The following is a 20,380-nucleotide window of genomic DNA, read 5'->3' on the forward strand; positions in this document are numbered from 1 at the left end:
CTCGGGTGGGTGGTGTTGGGAATCAGAGCTTCTGGAAGTCGGTCTGCGGTTGCAGTTCGTGATGCAGCCTGCGCCGCAGATCGCTGTAGCCGCCGAGATCAGCCAGACTGTCAGCGGGCCGCGGCCGCGGAAGTGGGTTGTCGATCGACGTCCGCACGGCGCCGTCGCCGAGCACCACGATGCGGTCGGAGAGCCGGATCGCCTCGTCGACATCGTGCGTGACGAAGACGACCGTGCGGCGCAGTCGAGACCATAGATCGACCACAAGATCCTGCATACGCAAACGGGTTTGAGCATCGAGTGCGGCGAACGGCTCGTCCATCAGCATCACATCGGGCTCGCCGGCCAGTACGCGCGCCAGGCCCACGCGTTGACGCATCCCCCCGGAAAGCTGATTCGGTCGTTGCCGCGCCACGTCGGGTGATAGCCCGACGGAGTCAAGAAGTTCTCGGACGCGCCGGCCGCGCTCCCGGGCGGGCACACCTTTGGCACGCAGTGCGAACACCAGATTGGACTCGACGCTCATCCATGGAAAGAGAATGTCGCGTTGAAATGCCATGCCACGTCGAGGATCCGGCCGCTGGACAAGCTCACCATCGTCGGTCACCCGTCCTGACGTCGGCGACAGTAGGCCTGCCAGGCAGTACAGCAGGGTCGACTTGCCACTGCCCGACGGGCCCACCAGCACGGTGAATGACCCCTCACCGAACTCCACGCTGACGTCCTTCAACGCAGGCGTCGTCGCACCGTCGTGGACGACCGTCACATCGTGTGCCTGCAGAGTCATGTCAACGCTCCTGCTCGGCCCAGCGGGTCAACGGAGCCGTCGCGCGAGCCAGCAGCTGGTCGACCGCGGCACCGAGGATGCCCAACACCACAAGGCAGAAGATCAGGCGGTCGGCCTGCGAGAAGAGCTGGGACTGGTAGATGCGGTAGCCCAGCCCGTTGGTGGTACCCGTCATCTCCGCGACCACGATCAGCACGAAGGCCATCGCCGCGCCCACCCGCAGTCCGGCCACGATGTCGGGCGTGGCCTCGGGAATTACGATGCGGGTCAACGTGTCCCAGCGGGTGGCGCCAAGGCAGCGCGCGGCCTGGAGAAAGTCCGTCGGTGTCGTCGCCAGCCCTGCGTGGCTGTTGATCCACACCGGCACGAAGACTCCGAGCGCGACGACGATGGCCTTGCTCTCCTCCCCGAGCCCGAACCACAGGATCGCCAGCGGCACCAACCCGATCGTCGGGATCGGCGCGAACAACCGCAGGACCGGTTGCATCACCAGGCGTCCGGTGGTGGTTGCGGCCGTGGCGATGGCCAGCAGGAAGCCCGCCGTGGCACCAATGGCGAAACCCGTTGCAGCGCGCAGCAAGCTGGCCATGATGTCGGGAATCAGTTCCCCCGCGGTGAACATGGACCATCCCGCCTTGCCCACGTCGGTCAGCGGCGGGAAGAGGGATCGGGGGAAGACACCGGTCGCCGCCACAGCGGACCAAGCCAGCGCCACCAGCACCAGTCCGACGGCGAGAGCGCCGGCCCGGCCGAAACCCCTGCGCGTCGCCGGGGAGGCTCTCGTCGATGAGCTCAACCGGACCTCCGATCGACCGCCGCCTCCGAATGCGGTGTGCCCGGGGGAACCCAATCCAAGGGCACCGCTTGGGAGCGGTAAATCATGTGCGTCTCGGTCAGCCGGTCCACACCCGGCACCCGAAGGGTCGTCACTTCGGGCTCACCCGCGACGCCCTTGCCGTCGAACGGCGTCAGATACTCCCAGACGATCCGCCCATCGGGGGTCACCTGGAAGATGCGGCCCTGCATCCCCTCGGTGATGAGCGTGTTTCCATTCGGCAGTCGTTGCGCATTGCTCACAAACGAGCTGAAGAACGTCCACGGCGGCTGCCCGGAGTCCTCGGCGGTGTACTGCCACACGATGTCCTGGCTGATCGGATCCACCTCGAGCACACGTGATCCCGCGTAGATCCCCAGCGGGGCCGACGGGTAGCCCGCGCCACCCTGGTTGTCGAAGATCAGCAGGTTGCCCGCGCCCGGCAGGCCTTCGGCGATGATATGCGGGTTGTGCTGGCCTGAGATCTGATCAAGCGGCCTCGGCAGGCGGTGGTCGACGATCCGCTGGTGTTCGGCGCCGGGCGTCGCCGGGAAGTAGGGTCCCAGCCGCCATGCGATGTGACCGCTGCCGCGGTCGATGAGCGCGATGATGTTCGCCTTGCGCAGCCCGATGACGATATTGTCGGGCTGGAAGACCGAATCGGGGTCGGAGCGATGCCACCGGTTGGGGCCAACGGCTTTGGCGCTGTTGATCTCCAGGTAGCCCCACGGGCCGTCCGGATCCCTGTTCGCCGCCGCCTTGAGTTGGCCGAATCCCTCGGTACTGAAGCCGAATTCGTCGAGATGATCACCCGCGAGCCATTGCCACACGATGTCCCCGTCAGGTGACACCTCGTAGAGGCCCTGGTCACCGACGACCTGATCGCCGAGCGCGGGTACGACACGGGGGATGGTGACGAGCAGAAGCGTGTTGCCGTTGGGCAGCAACTCCCAGTCGTGGTTCTGACGTGCGGCCCCACCTGGCGCCTCTGCGCCCCACTCCCAGAGTGTGTCGCCCGTCCATGACACACGGCCCACTGTGCGGTTGGCGTAGATGCCACCCTGCGAGTCCGGCACCGCCGAAAGCTGCAATCCGACCTCGCCGAGAACTCCGCCGTTGAGCGCGGGGTCGATGATTCGCGCAGGCACCCCCGGGTGAGGCCATTCGTTGCGAACCTCGCCGGTCAGATCGATGAGACGGGTGACGCCGTCGGCTGCCGTGTAGAGAACGAAGCCGCGCCATGCCGCATCGGGGTCGTGAAACGTCACGCCGCTGAGTCGAGCCAAAGCCATAGGGCGATGTCTACCGGGGCCGTCGGCGCCTAGCGAGGTTTGCAATCGCCTCGATCTAAACGATTAGCGTGAGCTCAGAACCGCGTATCGTCCACAGACCGACGGGGGTGATGATCGGCGTGAAACGAGTGACCATGGTCGACGTCGCGCGCCACGCTGGCACATCGACGGCGGTGGTGAGCTATGTCTTGAACCCGGGATCAAAGCCGGTGTCCGACGCGCTGCGCACGCGGGTGCTGGAGGCGATCTCTGAACTCGACTATCGGCCGGACCGGCACGCCCGGGCGCTGCGCCGCAAGTCCCAGTGGGGCCAGGTCGGCCTGCTGCTGCCCGACGTCACGCTGCCGTTCTACGGCATGCTCGCGGGCGCCATCGAAGCCGTGGCCAGAGACCGGAATCAACTCGTCCTGATCGGCAACACCAGGTTCGACGCGAGCGTGGAGCGAAGCCTCGCCCGCTCGTTCGTCGATGCTGGGGTCGACGCCCTCCTCGTTGCCGGAATCGCCGACGGCCGTGCACTTTCCGCGGCGTGCGTTCCCTCGCGCGTCCCGTTGGTCTGGCTGCACAACAATCGCGGGATCGTGGGACCGCACCGCGTGTGCAGCGACCACGTTCGTGCGGGCGCGCTGGCAGCCCACCACCTCACCGAGGTCCACGGCTGCGAGGCGCCGCTGTTCGTGGGCGGCTTCACCGATGAACACGTCCAGCACGGTGATCGCGATACCGTGCGAGAGCGATACGTTGGTTTCACGTCGGTCGTCGGCGCCGGCCACCGGCACGTGACCACCGACCTGACGCTCGCGGGTGCATACCAGGCCGTCGGACAGTCACTTGCGCACGACGGCGTTCCAGACGGGATCGTCGTCGGGACCTTCCTTCAGTCCGCCGCGGTGCTGCGCGCTCTCGCCGATGCCGCAGTCCGGGTGCCTGAAGACGTCCCCGTCGTCACGTTCGACGCCGATGCGCGAAACGCCTACGCGCCGCTTTCGCTCACCGCCGTGCAGCAGGACATCGGCGAGATCGCCCGCCGCTCGATCGACCTCGCCCTGCGCACCTCGGCCGACCGCGCCGACCCCGGCGTCCTCTCCGACGTCAGCCTCGCGGTCGCCGCGAGCTGTGGCTGCTCGTAGCGCGGCTGATCCGGGTATACCGCCCTACGTGAGCAGAACTCTTTGGCGTACGCGCACGGGTTGTTACGGTGCGCCGATGCGTTACCCACGAAGAGTCCTGCTGGCTGTTGTCGCGGTACTCGCTGTGCTGCTGACGTCGTGCGGGTCTTCGGGTAACGCCGAGAACCAAGTCGAATCCAGCGGTGTGCTGCGGGTCGGCACCGAGGGCACCTACGCGCCGTTCAGCTATCACGACCCCGCGACGGGTCAGCTCACCGGCTATGACGTCGACGTCGCCCGCGCAGTCGGCGAAAAGCTCGGTGTCAACGTCGAATTCGTCGAGACGCCGTGGGACTCCATCTTCGCCGCGTTGGAGGCCAACCGCTTCGACGTCGTCGCCAACCAGGTGACCATCACCCCGGAACGCCAGCAGAAGTACGACCTGTCGGAGCCGTACGCCATCGGTGAAGGCGTCATTGTCACGCGCGCCGACGACAACTCGATCACCTCACTGGCTGACCTGAAAGGCAAGACCGCCGCGCAGAGCACCACCAGCAACTGGGCCCAGGTCGCCAGCGATGCCGGCGCCCGCATCGAATCGGTGGAGGGACTGACTCAGGCGATGGCGCTGCTCAGTCAGGGCCGTGTCGATGTGGTGGTCAACGACAGCCTGTCGATCTATGACTACCTGGCCAGCACCGGCGACACCTCGGTCAAGATCGCGGGCAGCACCGGTGAGAAGAGCGAGCAGGGGTTCGCGGCCCGCAAGAACAGCGGTCTTCTGCCCGACCTCAACAAGGCGATCGAAGACCTCAAGGCCGACGGCACTCTGGCTGAGATCTCCCAGAAGTACTTGAAGACCAACGCGTCCGGCGGCCAGGACGCGCCCGTGACGCAGCCCCGCTCGGCGTGGCAACTGGTTCTCGACAACCTGTGGCCGCTGGCCAAGGCGGCCCTGACGATGACCATCCCGCTGACGATCATCAGCTTCATCATCGGTCTGGTCATTGCGCTGGCCGTCGCGTTGGCGCGGCTGTCGTCGAACCTGGCGCTGTCGAATCTCGCACGCTTCTACATCTCGGTGATCCGCGGGACCCCGCTGCTGGTGCAGCTGTTCATCGTGTTCTTCGCGCTGCCCGAGTTCGGCGTCAGGATCGACCCGTTCCCGGCCGCCGTCATCGCGTTCAGCCTCAACGTCGGCGGATACGGGGCGGAGATCATCCGCTCGGCGATCCAGAGCATCCCGAAGGGCCAGTGGGAGGCGGCCGAGACGATCGGCCTGAACTACGTCGGCTCGCTGCGCCGGATCATCCTGCCGCAGGCCACCCGCGTCGCGGTGCCTCCGCTGTCGAACACGCTCATCTCTCTGGTGAAGGACACGTCGCTGGCGTCGACGATCCTGGTGACCGAGCTGCTCCGTCAGGCGCAGATCGTCGCGGCGCCGACGTTCGAGTTCTTCGCGCTCTATGGCACCGCGGCCGTCTACTACTGGGTGATCTGCCTGGTTCTCTCGTTCGGGCAGGCCAGATTCGAACGCCGACTGGAGAGGTACGTGGCGAAATGACAGACGACCGGATCGTCGCTCAGGACGTACGCAAGGCATTCGGCGAACTCGAAGTCCTCAAAGGGGTTTCGTTCACGGTGCCGCGCGGGACCGCGACAGCGATCATCGGACCATCGGGCTCAGGCAAGACGACGCTGCTGCGCGCACTCAACGCACTGGACGTGCCCAACTCCGGGGTGATCCAGGTCGGCGACGTCACGATCGACTTCGCCAAACCGACGCCGAAAGACCAGCTGAGGAAGTACCGGGCGCAGAGCGGTTTCGTGTTCCAGTCGCACAACCTGTTTCCGCACAAGACGGTCCTGCAGAACGTCACCGAGGGACCGATCGTCGCGCAGAAGCGCCCGAGCGCCGAGGTCGAGGCGGAAGCGGTCGAACTCCTCGACCAGGTGGGGCTCAAGGACAAGCGCGACCAATATCCGTTCCAACTTTCCGGCGGGCAGCAGCAGCGTGTCGGCATCGCCCGCGCGCTGGCACTCAAACCCAAGGTCGTGCTCTTCGACGAACCCACCTCCGCGCTGGACCCCGAACTCGTCGGCGAGGTGCTCGGCGTCATCAAAGATTTGGCGGTCGAGGGCTGGACCCTGGTGGTCGTCACGCACGAGATCCAGTTCGCCCGGCAAGTTTCCGATCAGGTGCTGTTCACCGACCGTGGGGTGATCCTCGAACAGGGCCCGCCCGCTGCTGTCATCGGGGACCCTCAAGAGGAGCGGACGCGGCAGTTCTTGCAGCGCATCCTTAACCCGCTGTAGCAAACATCGTGAGAGGGTGTCGACTATGGCATCCCAGGAAGCAGACGTTCTCGTTGTCGGCGCCGGACTGTCGGGCCTAATCGCCGCCCGCACAGTCCTGGCGGCGGGGCTGACCCCGCTGATCCTGGAGGCCGACACCCGGGTCGGCGGACGCATCCTCACCGAGGAACTGGGCGGCCTGCCGATGGAACTCGGTGCGCAGTGGATCGGCGACACCCACCACCGGATGTTCGCGCTGGCCGCCGAACTCGGCGTCGAAACCTACCCGCAGTACGACGACGGCGAGACGTCCTACGAACTCGCCGGCACAGGAGTGCTGCGGGGCAATGACTTTCACTCCCGCTTCGCCGACGAACTCGCCGAGCTGGAGAAGGTGCTGCGCCGGCTCGACGAGCTCGCCGTCGAGGTCAATCCGGCCACCCCGTGGACCGCACCGCACGCGGCCGAGTGGGATGCGATCACCGCAGGCGCCTGGTACGACGCCCAGGGGCTGTCACCGGTGGCGCGGACGCTGCTGGAAATCTGCACCGTCGGCATTCTCGCCGTCCCGACGGTCGAGGTGTCGTTCCTGCATCTGCTCTTCACAATCCAGACCTGCGGGGTCACCTCGGAGCTGTTCGCCGAGTCCGAGGGCGGGGCGCAGACGACGCGCTTCGTCGGGGGTACCGCGGAGATCCCGAACCGGCTGGCGGCACTGATCTCCGAACATCTGGTGTTCGATTCGCCGGTGCAGCTCATCGAGCACGACGCTGACAGCGTCACCGTGCACTGCCGCGGCGGTCGTATCGCGAGGGGACGCCGCGTCATCGTCGCACTGTCCCCGACGCTGGCCGGGCGGATCGGGTACGACCCGCCGCTGTCCGGCTACCGCGATCAGCTCACGCAGCGGATGCCGAATTCGGCCGCGATGAAGGCGTTCTTCATCTACGACGAACCGTTCTGGCGCGCCGACGGACTCAACGGTCAGCTGATCTCCGACATCGGGCCGGCACGCATGTCGAATGACACCTGCATCCAGGGCGACGACCACGGCGTGATCCTTCTGTTCCTCGAAGGTGAGCAGGCCCGCACCCACGGACACTGGTCGGAGGAAGAACGCCGCGCGGCGCTGACGGCCGAACTGGTGCGCCATTTCGGTGAGCAGGCCGCCCATCCCACGCATTATGTGGACGGTGAGTGGGGCAGCCGCCAGTGGACCCGCGGGTGCTACAACGCCAACTGCGGGCCTCTGGTGTGGACCACCTACGGCGCCGCACTGGCCGAGCCGATCGGGCCGATCCACTGGGCGTCCACCGATACGGCCACGGAATGGAGCGCCTACATGGAGGGGGCGGTCGAGGCCGGCGAGCGGGCAGCCCGCGAGGTCATCGAGTCGATCGCGGAATAGCCTGTCTCACAAAGATATCCGTAGCTCCTGCATGCCGCGCAGTGTGACGTTCGCCTTGTAGGTGGGCTCGGTGGCCAGTTCGGCGTCGGGGAAACGCGACGTCAGCGCGGTCAGCGCGACAACGGCTTCCAACCGCGCGAGCGGGGCGCCGAGGCAGAAGTGCGGCCCTTTACCGAACCCGAGGTGGCGGATCGACGGCCGGTCCGGGTCGAACTCGTCGGGCCGTTCGACCGCGTCGGGGTCGCGGTTCGCGGCGGCGGTCAGCAACAGCATGTTGTCGCCCTTGGGCACCGTTACTCCACCAACTGCCATGTCCTGTGCGGCAATTCGGCCCACCAACTGCACCGGCGGGTCGTGGCGCAGCGTCTCCTCGACGACCGTCGCAGCGCGGCCGGGATCGGCCACGAGCGCCGCCCACTGGTCGCGGTCACGCAACAGCGCGAGGATCGCATTGGCGATCAGGTTCACCGTCGTCTCGTGCCCGGCGATCAGCAGCAGATTGCACGTCGCGACGATCTCATCCTCGGTGAGTTGATCGCCCGACTCCTCGACGTGGATGAGCCCCGACATCAGGTCGTCACCCGGGTCACGGCGGCGTCGGGCGATGAGGTCGCGCAGGTATCCCCGCAGCCACAGCCCGGCCTCCATCCGCGCGTCGAAATTGCCGTCCGTCGAGCCCGTCACGGTGATGAACGGATCCAGGCCCTGCGCGAGCAGCGCTGAGGCGGAACTGAACTGGGGCTCGTCTTCGAGTGGGACCCCGAGCAGGCGGCAGATCACCGCGACGGGGAGCGGATACGCCAGGCCTTCGATCGCGTCCCACTCCGGGCCGGCGTCGCGCAGCAGTCCGTCGACCATCGTGACGATGTCGGGTTCGAGCGCCTTGACGACTTTCGGGACGAACGCCTTGCTGACGAGCCTGCGCAGGCGCGTGTGATCCGGCGGGTCGAGGAACAGGAATCCGGGCGGACCGAATGGGCGCGCCTGCGCGCCGTCGGCGATCGCACGCTGGGCCGCCGTGGACTTCAGCCGGTCGCTGGCCGCATCCGGATGCCGCAGCACCTCGTCGCAGTCGGCGAAGGTCGAGAACACCGTCAGGTTGTTGGCAGGCAGCTGCATCGGGCCCTGTGCCCGGATCTGGCCGTAAACCGGGTACGGGTCTGCCCGCACCGCCGGATCGAGCATCTGCACGAGCAATGACTGCGGTTGGGCTGCGGTCGTCATACCTTATTGTGCACGCGTCTAAGAAGAGCGCAGGTCAAACCTTGGTCGCGTAGTAGCGGCCCAGGACGTGCTCACGCAGTTCGTCGAAACGGCCGGCCGGTATCGAGGCCCGGATGTCGTCGAGCAGGCGGATGACGAACCGCTCGTTGTGGATCGTGCACAGCGTGGCGGCCAGGAACTCCTTGGCCTTAAACAGGTGGTGCAGATACGCCCGGGTGTACTTCGCGCACGTGTAGCAATCGCACTCGGCGTCGATGGGCGTGAAGTCACGGCGGTAGCGCGAGCCGGTGATGTTGTAGCGGCCGTGCACCGAGTACACCGCCGCGTTGCGCGCCACCCGCGACGGCGACACGCAGTCGAACGTGTCGGCCCCGGCCTCGACGGCGGCGAAAAGGTCATCGGGCTCGCTGATCCCCAGCAGATGCCGGGGCTTGTCGGCGGGAAGCTCACTGGTCACCCAGCCGACGATGGTCGCCAGATTCTGCTTCTCCAGGGCACCGCCGATCCCGTACCCGTCGAAACCTTCACCATGGTCGTCGACTATCGACAGCAACCCGCGCGTGGCCTGCCGTCGCAAGTCCTCGTACTGCGCACCCTGCACCACGCCGAACAGCGCCTGCGGCGGCTTGTGCGAGCGCACCTCGGACAACCGGCGATGCTCGGCCAGGCACCGCACCGCCCACTCGTGGGTGCGCTGCACCGAGCTCTCCTGATAGGCGCGGGTGTTGACGAGCGTGGTCAGCTCGTCGAACGCGAAGATGATGTCCGCACCGAGCTGATGCTGGATACCGATCGACACCTCCGGGGTGAAGCGGTGCGTCGAACCGTCCAGATGGGACCTGAACGTCACCCCGTCGTCGTCGACGTGAGCCAGCCGCTCCTTCCCCTCGGCGATGATGTCGTCGGCCTGGACCCGTTCGGTGTCCATCGCCAGCACCTTCTTGAACCCGACACCCAGCGACATGACCTGGAAACCGCCGCTGTCGGTGAACGTCGGCCCCGGCCAGTTCATGAACGCGCCCAGTCCGCCCGCCTCGTCGACGATGTCAGGCCCCGGTTGCAGGTACAGATGGTAGGCATTGGCCAGAACCGCCTGCGCACCAACCTCTTTCATGGTTTCGGGCAGGACGGCCTTCACGGTCGCCTGGGTGCCGACCGCGATGAACGCCGGAGTCTGGATGTCGCCGTGCGGCGTTCGGATCGTCCCGGTGCGGCCGAGTTGCCCGGTCAGTTCTGCGTCAACGCTAAAAAAGGGGTCTGGCACGTCGTAGATTCTGCACTGTGAGCACACGCTTTACTTGGGCCGTGTCGGTCGCGGCAATCGCACTCGTACTCGCGGGATGCTCATCGCAGCCGCCCGAGTACACGCCTGCACCCGGCACGCTCGTGGCCGGCACCGCGCAGGTCACCGTCAACGGGGCCGACGCGGGCACCACCGATCTCGTGCAGTGCGACCCCGCGGGGACGCTGATGATCATGAAGACCGGCGACCCGAAGAACCCCGAGGCCCCCGGGATCTCGGCGATGGTCCAGAGCCGGGACGAACTCGTGGTTCGCGAGGTCGGCATTCTCGACCTCGGGGGTTTCACCGGCAGCTACAACGACGGCCTCGGCGGCGAGGCGTCAGTCTCGATGACGGGACGCACCTACAACATCCAGGGCACCGCCGACGGCTTCGCGACGGACAACCCCAGCTTTCGAACAACAGGCAACTTTCAGATCAAGATCGCGTGCTAGCCGCATTTCTGTGTTCATACTGCTCGAGATGAATCGCCGGTCTCGGCGAATCACACGACACAAAGGAGAACCGTGATGAACCGCAACATCCTCGTCGCAGTGGGTGGCGCAGCGATCATCATCGCAGGCCTGTCGGGCTGCGGGTCGGACAAGTCGGAGACGTCGGGAGAGACCTCCTCGGCCGCTTCGGCCGAGGGCAAGAGCACCGTCACCATCGACGGCGCCGACCAGGAGGTCAAGGGCACCGTCGTGTGCTCTGACATGGGCGGCAACACGAACATCGCGATCGGCGACGCGAGCACGGGCGTCGGCGCGGTCGTCACCACCGGCGACGAGCCGAGCGTCGTCTCGGTCGGCCTCGGCAACGTCAACGGCGTCACGCTCGGCTATGCCAGCGGCGCCGGACAGGGCGAAGCCAAGGTCGAGAAAGACGACAAGACCTACAAGATCTCGGGCACCGCAACCGGCGTCGACATGGCCAACCCCATGCAGCCGGTCAACAAGCCGTTCGAGATCGAGGTGACCTGCCCGTAGTCACACCGGATGTCGGCTACACGCCATGTCTCAGAAGGGCGTGTAGCCGGCCGCCGATTGCCGAAGCTGCCAGATCTGCGGCGGGCACAGCTCGTTGACCGCCTGATTGATCAGGTACCCCGCCTGGAAATAGTCGGTGGTGTGGAAGTCGGCCTTCACCTGGTTGACCAAATCGGTGTAGCTCATCTTGGACGCCACGCGGGCACAGATCGAGTTGCCGTACGCGATCGCGGCGTCCGCATTGGGGAAGTTGTAGCCGGGACGGACGTGCACGTTGACCAGGTAGGCGATGCTGTCGGCGTTCGCCACCGGTGCAGCGACCAGGGCGGCCGAGGACATCAGGCCCACCGATAAAACCCCTACCAGCGACTTCATGGATCATGACCCTACGCCCTGCGGCCTCGACTTAGGGTGTAGACCATGAAGCTGATGGCAGTGACGGCGATCGCCGGGGGCCTGTTCGCGATGCCGCTCATCGGCGCAGGGAGCGCCTCCGCGCTCCCCTACCCGTGCGACGGTTCAGCCTGCGTGCCGTATGTGAACACCGAGGCGCAGCTGGGCGAGCACTGCAACCAGAACACGCGCTACAACTTCGGTGTCGACGCGTCGGGCAACACGCTGGCCTGCAATTCGAAAAGTACGTGGGTGTCCTCGCCACAACTGGTCGGCATACGCACCCTGCGCTCGCCGTGCGACTCCTCGGGGGTTGCGCAGAGCCCCGACGGGATTCCGCTCAAATGCGACGCCGGCGCGTGGAGTGCCGACTATTACGTGATGTTCTACGGCTAGGGCGCAGCCCTGCTGAAGCCGGTGCCGCTGTAGATCAGCGGCAGGGTCGCCGATGTCGCGAACCCGGGCGGCGCCTCACACACCGCGGGAACGGCGTTGAGCACCTGCATCGCCGTCGCGACGTTCGCCGACCGCACATGCTCGGCCATCGTCGCCTCACGGGTGAAGCTCGCCAGCGAGAAGAAATGGGTCTGCATCGATGGATCGCCCTCAATCGTCAACGTCCACCCGTGCCGGGGCTTGGGCCAGTGCGCCGGGTACTCGTTGCCGACCGTCCACAGCGTCTCGATCTCGACCAACGTCTCGCCGCCGCGCACACCCTTCCAGTTCCACCGTTGCCCGGCCGTCGTCCCGGCCCGCAGCACATGGTCGAAGATCTGGTGATCCTGCTGTGCGGCAACAGCTTCGACAGTCGCGGTGACATCGTCCAGGTCGGCGTTGAGGGCATCCCCGATGAACCACACCTGCTCGGTGAAGATGGAACTGTTGAACGCCAGGAAGTCGGTGGCTGTCGGACTGATCGACTCCACCGGTTCACCGAACCCCATGTTGTCGAACGTGATTCCGGTGCTTTCGTACACCGACCAGTCGGCACGCTCCTGCAGCGTGACCTTCTCCACGGTGCGGCTCATCCCCGTCATCGCCAGTGGAAGGACACCGGACAGGTTGCCGGGGTTGATGCCGCTGCCGTGCACCGAGCTGCCGCCCTTCTTACAGGCTGCGAGCACCTTGTCCCGGTCGGCCGCGGCCATCCGCTGCGGGTGGAACATGAACGCCGTCGTCGCAACGCTTTTCCCGCTGGCCAGGATCGCGCACACATCGTCGAGGCAGGCGGTGCGCGGCGTGTAGAGCACGCAGTCGGCGTCGGCTGCGAGGATGGCGTCGACATCGGTGGTCGCGACCACGCCGATGGGCTGACGGCCGAGGATCTCCCCGATGTCGACGCCGTCCTTGTCCTCGGAGTAGACCCTCGCGCCGACGAGCTCGATGTTCTTGGGGTGATCCAGGATCGCCGTCATCATCTCGGCACCGACAGCGCCTGTGCCCCACTGAATCACCCGATACACAGGCCGGACGGTAGCAGGATTACGGTTACGCCCGTGACCAATCGTGTTCAGGAACTGCTCGGCGTCGAGTATCCGGTCGTCCAGGCGCCGATGACCTACATCGCCCGCGCCGAGCTCGCGGCGGCGGTGTCCGAAGGCGGCGGCCTCGGAATGATCGAGACCCTCACCGAGGAGGGGCGCGCCGACCTGCTGCGGGTGCGCGACCTGACCGACCGCCCGGTGGCGGCCAACCTGATGATCCAGGGCTGGAAGCGGGACCCGTCGATTGTCGATGTCCTCGCCTCGGCCGGGGTGCGGCACGTGTTCACCTCGGCCGGTGACCCGGCGTTGTTCACATCCCGACTGCACGACGCCGGCATGACGGTGGTGCACGTGGTCGGCTCCCTCAAAGGCGCGCTCAAGGCCGCAGACGCAGGCGTCGACGCACTGGTCGTCGAAGGTGTCGAGGGCGGTGGTTTCAAGTCCGCGCTCGGGGCATCGACGATGGTGCTGCTGCCGCTGATCGCCGAACGTGTTGTGCTGCCGCTGATCTGCGCGGGCGGCATCTGCGACGCGCGGTCCGCAGCGGCGGCCGTGGTACTCGGCGCCGAAGGTCTGCAGATGGGCACGCGCATGCTGGCCAGCGTCGAAGCCTCGGTGCACGCGAACTTCAAGGATGCGATCGTCGCTGCCGACGACTCCGGGACGATCATGCTGGACATCCCCGGCAATCCGACGATGCGCGTGCTGCGCACCGGGCTCGCCGCGCGCATCGGCGAACACGACCCGCAGGCGCAACTGCTGGGCCGCATCACCGATCTCTACTTCGGCGGCGACCTCGATGCCAGTGTCGCCAACACCGGTCAGGTGTCGTCGCGAATCACCGACCTGCAGCCCGTCGCCGAGATCGTGCGGCGCACCTGGGGCAACATCCAGGCGGTGTTGGAAGAGACACGTACTCGACTCGATTGAGCTGTCCGCTGACAGGGCACACTCGTGTTCATGGACGGCGACTACGACGACGCAGGACCCGACGACACCCTCGGCCCCAGTGAATCGCTGGACTCCGACGAAGTCCGCAACGACGACGGCGACATCGTCGTCGATCCACCTGATAAGTGGATCGAGGCCGAGGAACATCAGACGCTCGATGAGCAGCTCGCCGCCGAGGAGCCGGATGTCGAACCCGACGAGGAGCCCCTCGACGACCGGCCGACCCGCCGCAACCGCGGGCAGATCGACGGCACCCCGGAGGACGGAGATTCGTTCTTCACGGTCGTCGACGACGATGAGCGGGAACGCGTTCCCGGCGATGACGAGGCCGACTCGATCATCGAGGACTGACGTACTATCCGCGTATGGCAAACGCGATGGTCGAAGGTCACGCCGAATTTCACAAGATGCTCCATGACCAAATTCGTCGAGAATTCACCGCTTCGCAGCAATACATTGCCATCGCGATTTACTTCGACTCGAATCATTTGCCCCAACTCGCGCAACGCTTTTACTCCCAGGCCACCGAAGAGCGCAGCCACGCGATGATGATGGTCCAGTATCTGCTGGACCGTGATGTCGAGGTCGAGGTCAGCGGCGTAGACGATGTGATCACCAAGTTCGAGTCGGCCCACGATGCCGTCGAACTGGCGCTCAAACAGGAAAACGAGGTGACGCGTCAGATCACCGATCTGACGCGTGCGGCACGCGACGGAAATGACTTCCTCGGCGAACGATTCATGGGGTGGTTTCTGCAGGAGCAGGTCGAAGAGGTGGCGAGCATGAGCGAATTGTTGGCCGTCGTGGACACTGCCGCCGGCAACATCTTCGACCTCGAGGCGTATGTGGCCCGCGAACTCAACGGCCCATCCACTCCCGACCCGACGGCACCGAAGGCCGCGGGCGCCGGTTTCTGAGCTTCAGCCCCGCAACACGACCGGGCCGAGAGCCTCGTACCGCCGCGCGTCACTGGGCGCGAGTTCGGAACCGGTCACGATCGATTCGAAGTCGGACACCTTCGCGAACCGGCAGAAGCTGCTCTCCCCGAACTTCGAATGCGCGGCGACGAGGATGGGTCGGCGGGCCACCGTGACCGCGGCGTTCTTCACCGCGGCGACGGCGGGGTCGGGCGTCGTCAGCCCGTGTTCCAGCGAGATCCCGTTCGTACCAACGAAAGCCACGTCGATGACGAGGCTGCGGAGCATGTCCACGGCCCAGTGGTCGACGGTGGCCAAGGTGCGTCCGCGCATCCGCCCACCGAGTAGGAGGACGGTGACGGTGCGGCTGTGGGCCAGCGCCTCGGCTGCGAGCAGGGACGACGTCACCACCGTCACGTCCTCGTCCGAGAGGCGCTCGGCGATGAGCCGCGGCGTGAATCCCTCGTCGAGATAGACGGTCTCGGCGCCGTGCAGTAGCTCCGTCGCCGCGCCTGCGATCCGGTGCTTCTGCGCCAGATCCACCTGACTGCGGTATTCGACCCCCGATTCGAAGGCGGCCGTCTCCATCGGCACGGCGCCACCGTGCACCCGTTTGAGGAGACGGCGGCCCGCCAGCACCTTCAGGTCGCGCCGGATCGTCTCGCTCGCGACGTCGAGTTCTGTCGCGAGCGAGGCGACGTCGACCCGCCCGCGGGTGCGGGCGAATTCGACGATCCGGCCTTGACGGGTGTCGGAATCCACCACGACAGGCTACTTTTCGGCGGCTACTCGGCGCCCATCAGGATCGACCTGATGTCCTCGGCCGTCTGCGCCTCCCGCAACCGGGCGACGTCGTCGGCTTTGAGGAACACCTGGGCGATCTTGGTGAGCAGTGCCATGTGGTCCTTGCCCGCACCGGCGATCCCGACGACGAACTCGGCGGGCTTGCCGTTCCAGTCCACCGGCTCGGCGTAGCGCACGAACGACAATCCGGTGCGGCGGATGGCGTCCTTGGCTTCGTTGGTGCCGTGCGGAATCGCCAGACCGTTGCCCATGTAGGTGGAGATCGAGCTCTCGCGTTCGTGCATGGCATCGACGTAGGCCGGCTCCACCGCACCCGCTGCGACGAGCAGTTGCCCGGCCTCGTTGATCGCGTCCGCGGTCGACGTGGCCGATCCGTTCAGCACGATCGACGACAGCGGCAGCACCTCATCATTTGGCGCTTCGGCCGGCTCGTCCTCCTCGATCACGGCCGTCGCGACACCGCCACCGCCGTTGGTCGTCTTGAGCTGCTCGACGATCTCGTCGTAGCGCGGGCTGCTCATGAAGTCGTCGACGGAGACGTGAACCGCGGAACCGGTCTTCTGGGTGGCCCGCGCGGTGAGGTCGCGGTGCGACACGACCAGGTCGTAGGTGTCGGTGAGATTGGAGATGGCCGAGTTGGTCACGTTGACGTCGCCGAAGCCGGCCTGCTGAATCTTCTTGCGCAGCACCGACGCTCCCATGGCCGACGACCCCATGCCGGCATCGCAGGCGAAGACGATGCTCCGGATGGGTCCGGCACTGGAGGAGCCGACCAGCGCCCCTGAGATGCTGGACTTCTTGCCCTTCATCGACTCCATCGACGCGGTGGCCGCGGCGAGATCCTGTTCGTCGTCGGCCTTGTCGGTCTTGAGCAGGAACGCCGCGACGAGGAACGACACCGCGGTGGCGCCGACGACCGACAGTGTGACGCCGAGGAAGCTGCCGCTGGCCGTCTGGGCATAGATCGCGATGATCGATCCCGGTGCGGCGGGTGCACGCAGGCCCGAACCGAACAGCACGTTGATGAACACGCCGGTCATGCCGCCGAGGATGGTGGCGATGATCAGCTTCGGCTTCATCAGCACATACGGGAAGTAGATCTCGTGGATGCCGCCGAAGAACTGGATGATGGCCGCACCGGGAGCCGACGCACGGGCGGCGCCCTTGCCGAAGAACATGAACGCCAACAGGATTCCGAGGCCGGGGCCGGGGTTGGTCTCCAGCAGGAACAGGATCGACTTGCCCGTCTCCAATGCCTGCGTGGTTCCCAGTGGGGTCAGCACACCGTGGTTGATCGCATTGTTGAGGAACAGGACCTTGGCGGGCTCGATCAGGATGGACGTCAGCGGCAGGAGGTCGTTGTCGACGAGGAAGTCGACCGCGTTGCCGGCGCCGCGCGTGAACGCGGAGACGATCGGGCCGATGGCGAAGAAGCCGAAGATCGCCAGGATCATGCCGAGGATGCCTGCCGAGAAGTTGTCGACGAGCATCTCGAAGCCGGGGCGGATCTTGCCTTCCCACAGCGCGTCCAGCTTCTTCATGGCCCAGCCGCCAAGCGGGCCCATGATCATGGCGCCCATGAACATCGGCACGTCGGCACCGGTGACGACGCCGATGGTGGCGATCGCGCCGACCACCGCACCGCGGTTGCCGTGCACCATCCGGCCGCCGGTGTAGCCGATGAGGATCGGCAGCAGGTAGGTGATCATCGGCCCGACGATTCCGGCACCGTCGTAGGAGCCCCAGCCGCCGATCTGGGCGACCCAACCGTCGGGGTTCTTGAGGCCGGCGAAAATCCCCTGCAGCCAGCCCTGCTCGATGAACAGAGCAGTGATCAGACCCCAGGCGATGAAAGCGCCGATGTTGGGCATGACCATGTTCGACAGCGCGGTGCCGAATTTCTGCACCCGCACCCGTACCCCGGTCCGCGGCGGCGCGTCCTGGATCGCTTGCGACATTCGAGTCCTCCGATGGTGAGACGTCAGCGGCCGGGTGACACCGGTCACATTCAGCTTATGAAGCCCAGTACACCGCATAAACGGGCATCAGTGCAAGCATTCGGGCAATATCGGTCAGAGATTTCGGTGGTTTTGTGCCCGGATGGCGGATAAGGTGGTGCACAGCACACAGCCCGCCGCACCTGCCAGGAGGAGTACCCCCATGAAAGCCCTGCGCTTCTACGCCCCCGAAGATGTCCGGCTGGAGGATGTTCCCGAGCCCACCTGCGCACCCGATGAGGTCAAGCTGCGCGTCCGCAACTGTTCGACCTGCGGCACCGACGTCAAGATCTTCTACAACGGGCACCAGAACCTGACCCCGCCGCGAACCATCGGCCACGAGATCGCGGGCGAGATCGTCGAAGTGGGCTCCGACGTCAACGCGACGTACGGCAGCAACTGGCAGGTCGGCGACCGCGTGCAGGTGATCGCGGCGGTGCCGTGCGGTGAATGCCACGAGTGCCGTAAGGGCTGGATGGCGGTGTGCCAGAACCAGACGTCGATGGGCTACCAGTACGACGGCGGTTTCGCCGAGTTCATGATCGTCCCGCGGCAGGTGCTCAAAGTCGATGGACTGAACCGGATTCCGGACAATGTCGGCTTCGACGAGGCGTCGGCCGCCGAACCGTTCGCGTGCGCGATCAACGCACAGGAGCTGCTGGGTATCGAGGAGGGCGACACCGTTGTGGTGTTCGGCGCCGGCCCGATCGGCTGCATGCACATCCGGATCGCCCGTGGCGTGCACAGGTGCGGTCCCATCTATCTGGTCGACGTCAACGACGCGCGGCTGAAGATGTCGGCCGACGCGGTGAACCCGGACGGCGTCATCAACGCCGCCGAGGTCGACGTCGTCGAGAAGGTCATGGAGTTGACGGGCGGACGCGGCGCCGACATCGTCATCACCGCCACGGCCGCGAATGTGGCTCAGGAGCAGGCGATCTCGATGGCGGCCCGCAATGGACGCATTTCGTTCTTCGGCGGCCTGCCCAAGACCGACCCGACGATCACCTGCGACTCGAACGTCGTGCACTACCGGCAGTTGCACATCCACGGCGCCAACGGATCCGCGCCCGAACACAACAAGCGGGCGCTGGAGTACATCTCGACCGGGCAGGTTCCGGTCAAGGATCTGATCACCCGCCACATCCCGCTCGACGACGTCCTCGAAGCGTTCCAGATCGTCAAGAAGGGCGAGGCCATCAAGGTGACCGTCGAGCCCGCGCCTGCCGACGTACCCGCCGGGGTGTAGCCGAGCCGCATCCCGATCTGCGAAAGCCCTCGTTCACGGCCCGAGACCGAGCTTTCGAAACCTTTGCCAGAAACCTGACTCCGGGTATACGATGCCCTCGCCGGAGACAGCGGGCACCTTGCTGAGGAATCCGGTATCGGGGATGGGGGCATCGCGATGGGTCGTCACAGCGTGTCGTATCTGGCGGCACGGCAAGAACATTCGACGAGAACGTCGACAGGTCCTGTCGCGTCGGTGCACGTGGGCAGGGTGGGACTCCTGGCTGTCACACTCGGCGTCGGGGCGGCCGTGCTCAGTGGTACGGCGGTTGCCTACGCCGACACTCCGGCGTCCGCCGGCTCGGACGACAGTGCCACCACGTCGGCGACCGATTCGCCGTCCACCAAGCGAACCTCCACGCGCCCGTCCGCAATCGCGGATCGCGGCGCGAAGGACACGTCGGCCGAGGACGATCCCGCGTCTGCACCGGCGTCCTCCCTCGACGGAGTCCGCCGCGCCTCGCCGGCCTCAGACCGCGACAGCTCTCGGGCCGATGAGGTCGACGCGGCCGACGAGGTGGCCGCCGATGAGGTCGAGGTGGCCCCGGCCGACATCGATCCGGAGCCTCCCTCACCCGACGACGAGGCCGTGACGCAGTACGGCGACATCGGCAAGTGGATGCTCGATTCCACCGGCGGCATCGCCGACTACGGCGGATTGCCGTATGAGGGCAGGACCGTCCTTGAGGCCGTCAATGTCGTCATCGTCGACCCGACGTCGAGGTCTGCCTTGGAGGCCACCTGGCGGCTCAACGCCGCGATGCGCCGCGCTGGATTTCCGGCGCGGCTGATCCACAGCACCGGTTTTCGCGGACTCATCGACGGCGAGTTGTACCGGCAACAGCCGCGGGGCCTTCTGGTGGGATACTCGGACAACTTCTTCCTGCTTCCCAACAATCACGGCAGGATCTTCGGACCCGACCCCGTGGAGACCAGCAGCGGTTACGTCTGGAGCGGCTCGTTCAGCACTGAAGAGTTCGTCTTCTATCAAGGCTTGCCCCGCCACGCCTACCTCTCATCGCAGGAAGCCCGCACTGCTTTGGCGTCAGGATTCGTCGCCAGCGGGCGGGCGACGTTGAGCGGCACCGTCCCCCTGGGAAATTCGTACAACACCGAAACCACGACCACCGGTGATCACGACGGCTATGCCGTCGTGATCACCTTGAACAACCTGCGCGCGGCTCCCGCGATGACGACGGCCGTCGGCAGTGGAAACAGCGGCTCGCAACACTGCCTGGCCGGGGGCTTCGCGGCACTCTCGCCGTGCGTCACAAGGTCGTAAACGCCGACACCCAGCGAATGATCGTTCCTTATTCAACGGTGGTGTAGATTACTGCTCCGTCAGCG

General features: G+C 66.1%; 21 protein-coding genes. 12 read left to right on the forward strand and 9 right to left on the reverse strand.

The window, feature by feature from the left end; translation table 11 throughout:
* Nucleotides 1-22 precede the first annotated feature (22 nt).
* From P9A17_RS26885 to P9A17_RS26895, 3 genes are read right to left on the reverse strand one after another with little or no spacing between them, the layout of a single operon-like run.
* Complete coding sequence (locus tag P9A17_RS26885; RefSeq protein ID WP_278041820.1) at nucleotides 23-787, reverse strand: ABC transporter ATP-binding protein; 765 nt, start codon at nucleotides 785-787, stop codon at nucleotides 23-25.
* A 1-nt stretch (nucleotide 788) separates the two neighbouring features.
* Nucleotides 789-1,583, reverse strand: a complete 795-nt coding sequence (locus P9A17_RS26890) for an ABC transporter permease (RefSeq protein WP_278041821.1) — start codon at nucleotides 1,581-1,583, stop codon at nucleotides 789-791.
* Nucleotides 1,580-2,893 (reverse strand): aryl-sulfate sulfotransferase, encoded by a 1,314-nt coding sequence (locus P9A17_RS26895; protein WP_278041822.1) that lies wholly within the window; start codon nucleotides 2,891-2,893, stop codon nucleotides 1,580-1,582. The genes P9A17_RS26890 and P9A17_RS26895 overlap by 4 nt, the downstream gene beginning before the upstream one ends.
* Before the next feature lie 119 nt (nucleotides 2,894-3,012).
* Between P9A17_RS26895 and P9A17_RS26900 the strand changes: the two genes are divergently transcribed.
* The 4 genes from P9A17_RS26900 (at nucleotide 3,013) to P9A17_RS26915 (ending at nucleotide 7,705) form a co-directional block, all read left to right on the forward strand.
* Nucleotides 3,013-4,023: a LacI family DNA-binding transcriptional regulator gene (locus tag P9A17_RS26900; RefSeq protein ID WP_278041823.1), complete on the forward strand. Its 1,011-nt coding sequence runs from the start codon at nucleotides 3,013-3,015 to the stop codon at nucleotides 4,021-4,023.
* A 76-nt stretch (nucleotides 4,024-4,099) separates the two neighbouring features.
* Nucleotides 4,100-5,566 carry an ABC transporter permease subunit gene (locus P9A17_RS26905; RefSeq protein ID WP_278041824.1) on the forward strand — a complete coding sequence of 489 codons (1,467 nt, stop codon included), beginning with the start codon at nucleotides 4,100-4,102 and terminating at the stop codon, nucleotides 5,564-5,566.
* Nucleotides 5,563-6,318, forward strand: coding sequence for an amino acid ABC transporter ATP-binding protein (locus P9A17_RS26910; protein ID WP_278041825.1), 756 nt, complete (start codon nucleotides 5,563-5,565; stop codon nucleotides 6,316-6,318). Before P9A17_RS26905 ends, P9A17_RS26910 begins: the two co-directional genes overlap by 4 nt.
* A 25-nt stretch (nucleotides 6,319-6,343) precedes the next feature.
* Nucleotides 6,344-7,705, forward strand: a complete 1,362-nt coding sequence (locus tag P9A17_RS26915; protein WP_278041826.1) for an FAD-dependent oxidoreductase — start codon at nucleotides 6,344-6,346, stop codon at nucleotides 7,703-7,705.
* Nucleotides 7,706-7,711: 6 nt separating this feature from the next.
* Here P9A17_RS26915 and P9A17_RS26920 read toward each other — a convergent pair whose 3' ends face one another.
* Nucleotides 7,712-8,929: a cytochrome P450 gene (locus tag P9A17_RS26920; RefSeq protein ID WP_278041827.1), complete on the reverse strand. Its 1,218-nt coding sequence runs from the start codon at nucleotides 8,927-8,929 to the stop codon at nucleotides 7,712-7,714.
* A gap of 34 nt (nucleotides 8,930-8,963) precedes the next feature.
* A complete protein-coding gene (gene tgt / locus P9A17_RS26925; protein ID WP_278041828.1) occupies nucleotides 8,964-10,193 on the reverse strand; it encodes a tRNA guanosine(34) transglycosylase Tgt in 1,230 nt (409 codons plus the stop codon).
* 17 nt (nucleotides 10,194-10,210) lie between these two features.
* On the opposite strand from tgt, the gene P9A17_RS26930 reads away from it, so the two are divergent.
* A complete protein-coding gene (locus P9A17_RS26930) occupies nucleotides 10,211-10,666 on the forward strand; it encodes a lipoprotein LpqH (RefSeq protein ID WP_278041829.1) in 456 nt (151 codons plus the stop codon).
* Nucleotides 10,667-10,741: 75 nt separating this feature from the next.
* The gene (locus P9A17_RS26935; RefSeq protein ID WP_278041830.1) at nucleotides 10,742-11,200 is read left to right on the forward strand and encodes a lipoprotein LpqH; all 459 of its coding nucleotides are present in this window, start codon (nucleotides 10,742-10,744) and stop codon (nucleotides 11,198-11,200) included.
* A gap of 30 nt (nucleotides 11,201-11,230) precedes the next feature.
* Here P9A17_RS26935 and P9A17_RS26940 read toward each other — a convergent pair whose 3' ends face one another.
* Nucleotides 11,231-11,575 carry a DUF732 domain-containing protein gene (locus tag P9A17_RS26940; protein WP_278041831.1) on the reverse strand — a complete coding sequence of 115 codons (345 nt, stop codon included), beginning with the start codon at nucleotides 11,573-11,575 and terminating at the stop codon, nucleotides 11,231-11,233.
* A gap of 45 nt (nucleotides 11,576-11,620) precedes the next feature.
* Here P9A17_RS26940 and P9A17_RS26945 point away from each other — a divergent pair, with 45 nt between their 5' ends.
* Nucleotides 11,621-11,989, forward strand: coding sequence for a hypothetical protein (locus P9A17_RS26945; RefSeq protein WP_278041832.1), 369 nt, complete (start codon nucleotides 11,621-11,623; stop codon nucleotides 11,987-11,989).
* Here the strand turns inward: P9A17_RS26945 and P9A17_RS26950 are convergent.
* Nucleotides 11,986-13,056: a dihydrodipicolinate reductase gene (locus P9A17_RS26950; RefSeq protein ID WP_278041833.1), complete on the reverse strand. Its 1,071-nt coding sequence runs from the start codon at nucleotides 13,054-13,056 to the stop codon at nucleotides 11,986-11,988. The two genes, P9A17_RS26945 and P9A17_RS26950, sit on opposite strands and share 4 nt — an antisense overlap.
* Nucleotides 13,057-13,089: 33 nt before the next feature.
* On the opposite strand from P9A17_RS26950, the gene P9A17_RS26955 reads away from it, so the two are divergent.
* From P9A17_RS26955 to P9A17_RS26965, 3 genes are read left to right on the forward strand one after another with little or no spacing between them, the layout of a single operon-like run.
* On the forward strand, nucleotides 13,090-14,007 hold the full coding sequence (locus P9A17_RS26955; RefSeq protein WP_278041834.1) for a nitronate monooxygenase: 918 nt from the start codon (nucleotides 13,090-13,092) through the stop codon (nucleotides 14,005-14,007).
* Nucleotides 14,008-14,037: 30 nt separating this feature from the next.
* On the forward strand, nucleotides 14,038-14,379 hold the full coding sequence (locus tag P9A17_RS26960) for a hypothetical protein (RefSeq protein WP_278041835.1): 342 nt from the start codon (nucleotides 14,038-14,040) through the stop codon (nucleotides 14,377-14,379).
* A 14-nt stretch (nucleotides 14,380-14,393) separates the two neighbouring features.
* Entirely contained in the window at nucleotides 14,394-14,945 is a 552-nt protein-coding gene (locus P9A17_RS26965) for a ferritin (RefSeq protein WP_278041836.1), read from the forward strand.
* A gap of 3 nt (nucleotides 14,946-14,948) precedes the next feature.
* On the opposite strand, the gene P9A17_RS26970 is transcribed toward P9A17_RS26965, so the two are convergent.
* Together P9A17_RS26970 and P9A17_RS26975 are read right to left on the reverse strand one after the other, a co-directional pair.
* On the reverse strand, nucleotides 14,949-15,707 hold the full coding sequence (locus tag P9A17_RS26970; RefSeq protein WP_278041837.1) for a DeoR/GlpR family DNA-binding transcription regulator: 759 nt from the start codon (nucleotides 15,705-15,707) through the stop codon (nucleotides 14,949-14,951).
* 23 nt (nucleotides 15,708-15,730) lie between these two features.
* Nucleotides 15,731-17,707, reverse strand: coding sequence for a PTS mannitol transporter subunit IICBA (locus P9A17_RS26975; protein ID WP_278041838.1), 1,977 nt, complete (start codon nucleotides 17,705-17,707; stop codon nucleotides 15,731-15,733).
* Between the two features lie 202 nt (nucleotides 17,708-17,909).
* On the opposite strand from P9A17_RS26975, the gene P9A17_RS26980 reads away from it, so the two are divergent.
* Nucleotides 17,910-18,995 carry a zinc-dependent dehydrogenase gene (locus P9A17_RS26980; RefSeq protein WP_278041839.1) on the forward strand — a complete coding sequence of 362 codons (1,086 nt, stop codon included), beginning with the start codon at nucleotides 17,910-17,912 and terminating at the stop codon, nucleotides 18,993-18,995.
* Between the two features lie 249 nt (nucleotides 18,996-19,244).
* Complete coding sequence (locus P9A17_RS26985; protein ID WP_278041840.1) at nucleotides 19,245-20,315, forward strand: hypothetical protein; 1,071 nt, start codon at nucleotides 19,245-19,247, stop codon at nucleotides 20,313-20,315.
* Nucleotides 20,316-20,380: the final 65 nt, after the last annotated feature.

Source organism: Mycobacterium sp. 236(2023) (genome assembly GCF_029623955.1).
Classification (GTDB): domain Bacteria; phylum Actinomycetota; class Actinomycetes; order Mycobacteriales; family Mycobacteriaceae; genus Mycobacterium.